We start from the raw sequence: 9,158 nt of genomic DNA, 5'->3' as shown, positions 1-9,158 counted from the left end.
TGGATTCAAAATCCAGTTCTTCGGAGTGCGGGTTCGATTCCCGCCTCGAGTACTTCTAAACCCTATTAATCATTTGATTGAGAGGGTTTTTTTGTCTAATAAATCAGAATGTTTTGAAAATGGTGAGATTTATTTTCAGATAAAACACACCATTTTCAATAATTTATATTTTATTTGAGCTAATTATCTTTTTTTCATTGTTAAAAAAAAATTTATTGATAGTTAAAGACATGATGAACTTTTTAAAAAAGTACGAAATATGGATTTTCTTAGTACTTGCGCCTTTACTTAATTTCGTAATCACTTACCTGAAAAGTAAAGGATTAATAGAATTCTTTCCCTATACCAATGGCCGATTTTATGCATTGATGTTCTTATTACTATTTATTGTAAAAATTACAAAAGGTAATGAAGGTATTAAGAACTTATTTAGACCTATGCTGGTTTGGAAAGTGCACCCAAAATGGTATTTATTTGGTCTTTTATTCGCATTTACTATAGGTTTAATGACCTTATCAATTGTTGCGGTATATTCTGGAGATATATCTATTCTTAATTTTGAATTGTATATACCTACCTTAAAATTTACTTTATTCTTATTGTCCTGGGCATTTTTGGGAGAGGTTGTTTGGATCGGTTATGCCGTTCGTGAGTTATCTAAAATAACCAAACCTTTTTATGCAACCCAAATAATTGGTTTTGTATGGTCTTTATGGTGGTTGCCTTCCGTTTATATAAATGTAGGCGTAATTGAAGACTTACCTGTTTGGCCTTTGTTTTTGAATATGATGGGTGCAGCAGGTATGTGTGCCATTGTTTATTCAAAGACTAAAAGTGGAATATGTGTATTGGTGATACAATCAATGCTAAATATGTCCTTAGTATTATTACCAATTTCGCCGGATGCGGGCGACCATACCTACACTATTTTCGCTGTACTGTATTTTCTGATTATGCTTGTGTTTATGTATTTTATGCCGCCTAAAATTAATGAGACAAATATAAAGCTAGTGCCTAGTAAATGATAGTGTTCTTTTTTTGGTTACCCTAAAACACCTTTTACTTTCTTCTTTTTAATAGAATTGGGTATATGCTTATTGGCCTTTAATTGAGCCATTATGCTATTTGCTAGAAACTTTGCTAAATTAACAGGTACGGCATTACCGATCATTTTGTAGCCTGCGGCTACTTTTTTATAATGAAAAATAAAATCGTTTGGAAAAGTTTGTATCCTAGCGCACTCACGAACACTCAGCCTTCTGTAAAGATGCTCTTTACCAGGTACGAATACACGAACATCTTTATCAATTAACTTCATCTTTGGCGCTTGCGGGTGTATGGGTGCGTGTCTGCCACCTGCTTGTATGGTAAATGATTGCTCGTCCCAATCACGAACTCTGTTTCTAGACATGAACATGGTTGAAAAACCACCTATCATATATTCATGATTGGGAATAATACATTTATTTCCATTGGTATTGTTGAACTCCAAAGCAGGAATTGCTTTTTTATCTAAATCGCCTATGGCAGATTCAAGTGTTATTTTTGGAAAGGTCTCTTCAGGGAATTCATATTTGAAACCCAGATCCTTTCTTATACCTATAAAAAATACCCTTTTCCTGTCTTGAGGCACATTGTAGTCAGATGCATTGAGCATTTTGAAGGATAGGTCATAACCTGTACCTGCATTTTTTAATAATTTTTTAATTCCATCAAGCGCCGTAGTGTGTTTGCCGATCAGCATACCGCTTACATTTTCTGCAAGAAAGAATTTAGGTTGTTTTGCTTCAAGTATTCTTATGAAATCATAGAATAACTGCCCTCTTTTATCTTGAATGCCCCGTGCGGCACCTGCGGCACTCCAACTTTGGCACGGTGGCCCGCCAATTATTCCATCACAATCGGGTACATCTTCTGCAGGTATATCAACAATACTTCTTTTATCAAATATGGTATGTGGGTGATTCTTCTGGTAGGTTTCCCAAATATCCTTATCATATTCATTTGCCCAAATAACATTGAAACCGGCCTGTTCAAAACCAAGGTCTAGTCCGCCTGCACCAGCAAAAAAGGATACTATATTCATTTTCTTACGCTAATCTTTTATTTAAAACTTCTTGAAATAAGTTATAGAAAAACACATAATAAGATGACAAAAATACATTTTAGAAATTCAAATTGCTTTTAATTCAAGCATCTATTTTACTCTATAAAAAAGATTTGGACAATTGTATGTTTGCCTTCAAATTATTGCCTAGAAGATATGTTCACAAAGTTCTTTGCCTGTATAGTTTCTTTCTTACGTTTAATATTTGCCACATTATTTTCAAAAGCCTTAACGGTAATTTGGTCTTTAATGACTAAATGCATACCAACTTCACAATGAATTCCGCTATAATTTAAATTTGGCATGTTTTTAAATTTAGGAATATTCACATTGTCCAAAAAAATAAATTGGGTGGGTGTAAAATTATATGAACAATAAATGAGTGTGTTGTCTATGATTATGAATTTGGAATGAATATTCTCATTGACAAAATACTCTGCATTTTCTGTTTTAATGATCTGACTAAAAAAATGTTGAAAGTTACGGGTGTTTACGGGCGTTCTATATTTTGTTTCATGAAGTTGCTTTTCATCTTTAGAAAGTGGGGAAAAAGTTTGTGATAAACAGGTGACCTTTACGCCTTTGTTCGCCATAGTTATTATTTCGCCTAACATACCTTTACGGGTATCACTTTTGTTGATGTTTGAATGGTGCTTGGCATTTACCCCGTAATTAAATGCAGCTAAATGTTGCGCGCAAACAATGATTCTTTTTTTTGCGGAAATAATATATTGTGAAATGGTCTTTTCTAGAAGATTAGCGGAATTGTCATAAAAAGGAGCGGTTATAAATATGGAATCTGAAAAATTAAATACTAGTTTTTCATATGTATTATACGTTGTATCTAAAGAACTTTTGTAATTCTTAATGTTTATAGAGTTTCTTATTAAATTCTTGTAAAAGGCTTTTATGTATTCTTCATAATTTGGTTCGTCTTCGACAATGATCATAGATTCATTTTTTACCAAATCTCTTACTGCCAAATTGCAAGAACTTAATAGTATTAGATATCCATTTTTCTTTTTAATATATGCTGATTTAATATGTAAAGAATAGGGTAGCGAGCCTCTTGAAAACTTTTTTACGCGTGCACTTCTAACATATAAATGAGGAAAGATATATAGGTTGAAGTTTTGGTGTAATGTTGATCTATACATCTCACCATAGATTATTCTTGCCAAATTATACTTCGTGTAACGTTTATTTGACTTTTTGCCCGTTACAATACTTTTTATAATTTTTGGCTTAGAATGGTCATAGCCTTCTAATGGAATAGTTATAACATTTACCGTAATGCCGGTTGTGGCCACTTCTTTTAAATAGTCGTGCAAATGTTGGTTATTATACAAATACCAAGAAATATTAATTTCTTCAATATCATTTTTTTGTTCCTCAATAGTTTCTTTAAATTTTTTAAGGAGTAAGGGTGAGCCGCCTTCTTCATAAAAATCGAACCGATTTTTATAATTTTCAGGTTCATCAAAAAATGATTTAAAGGGCATTTATATTTTAACTGATGTTTAGAACTTAAAAAGTAAGAAGTGTTACTTATTTTACACTGATCAATACTGCTTCGCAACTCTTTAGGTCTGAATTTAATACTATGTTCTCAGACTTTTTTCCGTCAGATATTTCTACGGATACGGTGTTTGGTGGCGAGTCTCCTAAATTATGTGCGTAAAGAAACAGATCGTTAGATTTTTTAGGGTCTAGTTTAATTTTAAACTCCTTTTTCCAATAGGTTAGGTAGTACTTTTTAACTACTTGTACACCGTTAAGGTAAATAGAGACAATATCACCATCTTGCCTGCCGTGATCCCAGATTTTTATGACCACATCTTCAGAATTGAATTCAAATTCTTTGGTGTATGAAATTTTTCTGCCATCAAAACTGTCCCTTACTTCTGGTTTACTATCTGTTTTGTTTTCAGTTTTTGGCTCAGGTTTGTTGTTGGTTTGGACAATAGCAGTTTCTTTAGGTGCTATTAGTTCTTTTATTTTTTTCTTTGTTTTAGATTTGGATCTAGATTTCTTTTTCTTCTTAGTTACGGTATTAACATTGGCTAGTTGTTGCTTTTTCTTTCTTTCATCAGATGCTGCATTGATAATTGAAAAGAATGGAGTAACCTTTTTGGCAATATTGTATTTGTCATCTGGGAACAACTCTATGGCAACTACTTGGTATCTATCTCCAGAACCAATGTTTTTTGCCAATTCTATTCCGTCTTCAAAACCGTCGTTCTTAAACGAACCCAATTCTTGTACTACCATTTCATTTCGTACCAGAAAAAATCGAATAGACTTGCTAGTGTCAATTTTTACGGTATTCCACTGCAAAGTTATTTTATCTGGAATGTTCCAGACCGTGTTTTCATTTGGGGAAACGATATTTATTGTAGCGGTATTTTGCGCATTACTAATAGTGGATATTAGTAATAAGACAGCTAATAATATAAAATGAATTTTACGCATAAATAATGTCTTATCTCGTAACTATTCTTAAAAGACTTTCGGTTAAATACCTCAATAATCTACAAGATATATGATACTAAACGAAATTTTATACACTTTTAATATAACTATCTGTGCCTTTTAGTTCAGTTTGGTCATATTTATATTTTCTTTAAATGTTGCTCAATATTTATATGTGACAATATGCTTCTATTTTTTAGTGTTAAAAAATGGAAATAATCCTAATAATTGGAAATAATCCATAATTTAGCTATCCCGAATTTTAAAGGATAGTTATGAGCAAAACCATTTTACATATTGATTTAGATACTTTTTATGTTTCCGTAGAACGATTGAATAATCGTGAATTACAGCATAAACCATTATTAGTGGGTGGTACGGGAGACCGTGGTGTAGTTGCGGCATGTAGTTATGAGACCCGTGGTTTCGGCGTACATTCTGGTATGCCCATGAAAATGGCGCGAGAGCTGTGTCCTGATGCTGTTGTAATTCGTGGTAATGCTGGTGACTACAGTAAACACTCTGATGTGGTAACGGAAATCATAAAAGAGTACGTGCCCGTATTCGAAAAATCAAGTATTGATGAGTTCTATGCGGACCTCACCGGTATGGACCGTTTTTTTGGTTGCTACCAGTATGCGTCTGAAATGCGTAAAAAGATTATTAGGGAAACGGGACTCCCCATTTCTTTTGGACTATCAGTGAACAAAGTTGTTTCTAAAGTAGCCACGAACGAGGCGAAACCTAACAATCAATTAAAGATAGATGAGGGGTTGGAGAAACCTTTTTTGGCTCCGTTATCCATTAAAAAAATACCAATGGTGGGCGATAAGACTTACCAGACCTTACGCAATCTTGGTTTACGACAAGTGCGCACGGTACAAGAAATGCCCATGGAGGTAATGCAACGTGTTTTAGGTGCCAATGGCGAGGTTATATGGAAACGTGCCAATGGTATTGATAATACCCCTGTGATTCCGTTTTGCGAGCGAAAATCCATTTCTACAGAGCGTACTTTTAATAAAGATACTATTGATGTTAATAGACTTAGGGGAATTCTTATTGCCATGACCGAGAACCTGGCATATCAATTAAGGCGAGGCGATAAACTTACGGCGTGTATTTCGGTAAAGATCAGATATTCAGATTTTAATACCTATTCTAAACAAATGCGAATTCCGTATACCAGTGGAGACCATATTTTAATACCTAAAATATTAGAGCTGTTCAAAAACTTATATAACCGTAGGTTATTAGTGAGGCTAATTGGTATACGTTTTAGTCATTTGGTATCTGGTAACTACCAAATTAACCTGTTTGATGACACGGAAGAAATCTTAAGTCTTTACAACGCTATGGATACTATTAGAAAACGTTACGGAGATAAAAGTGTTTTGCGGGCATCGGGTATGGGAGCAAAGACCATTGGTAGAATGCATAATCCTTTCAGCGGACTGCCACCAGTTGTTTTGGCACATCGGAAGATTTAGTTGTTGGTTGTACGTTGTTGGTTCTCCGTTGTTGGTTCTTGGTAGGTATGTCTGGTCACGAAGAGTTAAGATTTGTTTGTTGAGGAGAGAAAAGAAGTTAGAATATAGAATATAGAAAATAGAGAAGCGAGAAAGCGTAATGCGCACTGCGTTACACGCTATTTTCAAAAAAAACGAACAATCATCAACCAATAATTATCAACTAAAAAGAGGAGGCACGACAAAGTGATCTGTTGAATTGGGGTAACAATGATAATCTCTAGTACTCATTTTCGGCAGATTGCTTCAGTGACAACCTCGCAAAAACGAAACCCGTTCACTGAGCGTAGCCGAAGTGAAATCTTGAGTGATAAAATAGAAGTTATAAAAGTGAATATAGAGAAGAGAGAAAACGCAATGCGCTACACGCCTAACGCCACACGCGAAGCGCAAAAAAAATAGCGTTAAGCGCGTAGCGTCTAACGAAAGGCGTAAGAAACCAACAACCAACAATCATCAACCAAAAAGCGAAGCGCAAAACACGAACAACCATCAACGAACAACCATCAACCAAAAATGTACCTAAACTGTCACACATATTACAGCCTTCGTTACGGGACTTTCTCGGAAATTGAGCTTTTACAACTGGCAAAAAAGCATGGCATTACGCAATTGGTGTTGACCGATATTAATAACACCTCTGCTTGCTTGAATTTTGTGCGTAAAGCACCTGAATATGATGTGACGCCTATTTTAGGTATCGATTTTAGAAACGGAATAGAGCCTTGCTTTGTAGGTATTGCCAAGAATAATGAGGGATTTTTGGAACTCAATGATTTTTTGTCGCATCACATTCATCAAGAAAAGGAAATCCCGGAAATAGCTCCACAGTTTAAAGAGGTGTTTGTTGTTTATCCCTTTGAGAAAGTCCTTCTGCACGAAAAAAAAACCTTTGCGGAAAATGAGTTTATCGGGGTTTCCGTAAATGAGTTGAAACGACTGCGATTTTCTAAACTATTAGAACAGCGAGATAAAATTGTATTGCTGCAGCCCGTAACGTTTAGGAACAAGCGAGACTTTAATGCACACAGATTATTACGCGCTATTGATAACAATACCTTGTTGAGTATGCTGTCTATTACCGAACAGGCGCGGGAAGATGAGCATATGTATGCTATACCCAATCTGGCGGCACATTTTTCTGAACATAGTTTTATTCTAGAAAATACCCAGCAGTTAATGGGTAGCTGTTCTATAAACTTTGATTTTTCCGAAGGTCGAAAAACGCAGAATTTAAATCTGTATTTGGGCAGTAAAGAAGAAGATGAGGCATTTTTGGAAAAGTTATGTCAAGAAGGTTTACCGTATAGATATCCTGAAATAAATAAGGCTGTTTTGGATCGTTTAGAAAAAGAGCTGTACCTCATTAAAGAAATGAATTTCGTTTCTTACTTTCTTATTAATTGGGATATTATCTCATATGCCCGTAAACAGAATTTTTTTTATGTAGGGCGGGGTAGTGGTGCCAATAGTATTGTAGCCTACCTGCTTTTTATTACCGATGTGGATCCTATGGAGCTCGACTTGTATTTTGAGCGATTCATTAACCTGTATCGTGTAAATCCGCCCGATTTTGATATCGATTTCTCGCATAGGGATAGACCGGTGATGACGGAATATATTTTTAATCGATTCCAAAATGTGGCACTGTTGGGTACCTATGTTACTTTTCAATCTAGAGGAGTAATACGTGAGCTGGGTAAGGTTTTTGGTCTACCAAAAGATGAAATAGATTTACTGTGCGATGGTAATATACAGGCAAGTAGGTTAGATAATATTTCAACTTTGGTTTTGAAGTATACACAACTGCTACACGGTATGCCCAATTACTTAAGTATTCATGCAGGAGGTATCCTAATAACCGAGAAACCTATCCATTGGTTTTCAGCAACCAATATGCCCCCAAAAGGATTTCCTACTACGCAGTTTGATATGGTCATTGCCGAAGATGTCGGTATTTTTAAATTTGATATTCTGGCCCAACGCGGACTCTCTAAAATAAAGGAGACTTTGGATATTCTGGAACGCGACAGGCCTGAGGAATTTGCAAAATTCGATATTCATGATATCAAGGCATTCAAGAAGGACCCTAAAATTAATAATTTAGTAAAAACAGCGCAGTGCATGGGATGTTTTTATGTGGAATCACCTGCCATGCGTATGTTGTTGAAAAAGCTAGAAGTAGATACCTACTTAGGTCTTGTAGCGGCAAGTTCCATTATTCGCCCAGGAGTATCTAAAAGCGGAATGATGCGCGAATACATTCTTAGGCATCGCAATAAAGGTAGGGCAGAAAAGATGGCGCATCCGGTCATGTTAGAGATTATGCCAGAGACGTACGGGGTTATGGTCTACCAAGAAGATGTGATAAAAGTAGCCCACCATTTTGCCGATTTGGATTTAGGTGAAGCCGATGTGTTACGCCGCGGAATGAGCGGTAAGTTCCGTTCTCGTGAGGAGTTCCAAAAAGTGCAGGATACCTTTATGGATAACTGCCGCAAAAAAGGATATGCCGAGAAGCTCATTCAGGAGGTGTGGAATCAAGTAGCAAGTTTTGCCGGCTACGCTTTTGCAAAAGGGCATTCTGCATCCTATGCTGTAGAAAGTTATCAAAGTTTATTCTTGAGGGCATACTATCCATTAGAATATATGGTAGCCGTACTCAATAATGGTGGCGGATTTTATAAACCCGAATTCTATGTGCACGAAGCACGTATGTTGGGCGCAACAATACATCCGCCATGCGTAAATAACAGTAATGCGGATAATCGTATTTATGGTAAGGATCTGTATTTAGGTTTAGGATATCTGCGAGAGTTGGAACAACGGGTAATGGAGCGTATTTTAAAAGAACGCTTTGTAAAAGGATTGTTTGCATCCTTGGAAGATTTTCTGGATAGATTGATTATCTCTATAGAACAAGTAAGCATTTTAATACGGATCGATGCATTCAGGTTTACCGATACCAACAAACACGAACTCCTCTGGAAAGCACATTTGCTGTTGAACAAGACCAAGAAAATAGACCACCCTAAACTATTTGCGCCAAG

At 35.8% G+C, this 9,158-nt stretch carries 6 protein-coding genes; 3 read left to right on the top strand and 3 right to left on the bottom strand.

Translation table 11 applies throughout. The features are described from left to right. The first annotated feature begins 215 nt into the window (after nucleotides 1-215). The gene (locus tag QZ657_RS16665) at nucleotides 216-1,025 is read left to right on the top strand and encodes a type II CAAX prenyl endopeptidase Rce1 family protein (protein WP_291968172.1); all 810 of its coding nucleotides are present in this window, start codon (nucleotides 216-218) and stop codon (nucleotides 1,023-1,025) included. A 17-nt stretch (nucleotides 1,026-1,042) separates the two neighbouring features. Here QZ657_RS16665 and QZ657_RS16660 read toward each other — a convergent pair whose 3' ends face one another. The 3 genes from QZ657_RS16660 to QZ657_RS16650 all read right to left on the bottom strand — a co-directional run bounded on the left by QZ657_RS16660 (nucleotide 1,043) and on the right by QZ657_RS16650 (nucleotide 4,579). Continuing rightward, complete coding sequence (locus tag QZ657_RS16660) at nucleotides 1,043-2,086, bottom strand: DNA cytosine methyltransferase (RefSeq protein ID WP_291963311.1); 1,044 nt, start codon at nucleotides 2,084-2,086, stop codon at nucleotides 1,043-1,045. A gap of 161 nt (nucleotides 2,087-2,247) precedes the next feature. After that, the gene (locus QZ657_RS16655) at nucleotides 2,248-3,609 is read right to left on the bottom strand and encodes a phospholipase D-like domain-containing protein (RefSeq protein WP_291968171.1); all 1,362 of its coding nucleotides are present in this window, start codon (nucleotides 3,607-3,609) and stop codon (nucleotides 2,248-2,250) included. 46 nt (nucleotides 3,610-3,655) lie between these two features. Then, entirely contained in the window at nucleotides 3,656-4,579 is a 924-nt protein-coding gene (locus tag QZ657_RS16650) for a hypothetical protein (RefSeq protein ID WP_291968170.1), read from the bottom strand. A 275-nt stretch (nucleotides 4,580-4,854) separates the two neighbouring features. Here QZ657_RS16650 and dinB point away from each other — a divergent pair, with 275 nt between their 5' ends. Beyond that, nucleotides 4,855-6,069, top strand: coding sequence for a DNA polymerase IV (dinB, locus tag QZ657_RS16645; protein ID WP_291968169.1), 1,215 nt, complete (start codon nucleotides 4,855-4,857; stop codon nucleotides 6,067-6,069). A gap of 555 nt (nucleotides 6,070-6,624) precedes the next feature. After that, nucleotides 6,625-9,158: DNA polymerase III subunit alpha (locus QZ657_RS16640; protein WP_291968168.1), on the top strand; the 2,534-nt coding region annotated here is incomplete at its 3' end.

The organism is Maribacter sp. (assembly GCA_020629415.1).
GTDB lineage: Bacteria > Bacteroidota > Bacteroidia > Flavobacteriales > Flavobacteriaceae > Maribacter > Maribacter huludaoensis.
Note: the sequence above shows the minus strand (reverse complement) of the source record. Positions and strands in the feature narration are given on the sequence as shown.